General features: G+C 65.6%; 1 protein-coding gene and 1 pseudogene. Both read left to right on the forward strand.

Going from position 1 to position 610, the window contains the following annotated elements; translation table 11 throughout:
• On the forward strand, positions 1-330 hold a 330-nt coding region (locus tag C7G61_RS43090; RefSeq protein ID WP_244608795.1), incomplete at its 5' end, for an IclR family transcriptional regulator C-terminal domain-containing protein.
• Between the two features lie 84 nt (positions 331-414).
• Positions 415-610: pseudogene (locus tag C7G61_RS43095) on the forward strand (amidohydrolase family protein); the annotation flags it as partial.

The following is a 610-nucleotide window of genomic DNA, read 5'->3' on the forward strand; positions in this document are numbered from 1 at the left end:
GAGCTGGCGAGGCTCGCGACACTACCCCGACGCCAGACGTTCGTGACCAGGAATCCCATTGAGTGGAACGATCTCGGTCCCGCGCTTGCCGAGATCCGGATGAGCGGCCACGCGCTCCGTGACTCGACCCTCAGCGAAGGATTGCGGATCCTCGCCGTGCCCGTGCGCGATGCTGACGGGCTCGCGATCGGCGCGATCAGCGTCGCGGCACCTGTCGGGCGCAGCACGGAAGACGAGTTCCTGACGCTTGCACTGGCACCGGCACAAACAGCCGCCCGCAACATCGCCCGCGCCTTGGAGGCGTCGGGCAGCATCGGCACAAGCATCTAGCCCGCATCGAACGATTCAACCACCCTCCGCACGCCAATCACCGGAGCGCCACCCTGACCCACAAAGCACCCCATGGAGGGAACATTGGCTGATCGCATCGATGCGTGGACCCATATCTTCCCGGCCGCCTACTTCGCCCGCCTGCAAACCATGGCGTCCGCGGCGGGGCCGCTGCGGCGGTGGCTCGAGCTAAAATCCCTCTACGATCTCGATCACCGCTTCCGCCTGATGGATGCCTTCGACGGCTACAGGCAGGTGCTGACACCATCGATGCCACCCA

Origin of the sequence: Bradyrhizobium algeriense (genome assembly GCF_003062295.1) — a bacterium.
Classification (GTDB): domain Bacteria; phylum Pseudomonadota; class Alphaproteobacteria; order Rhizobiales; family Xanthobacteraceae; genus Bradyrhizobium; species Bradyrhizobium algeriense.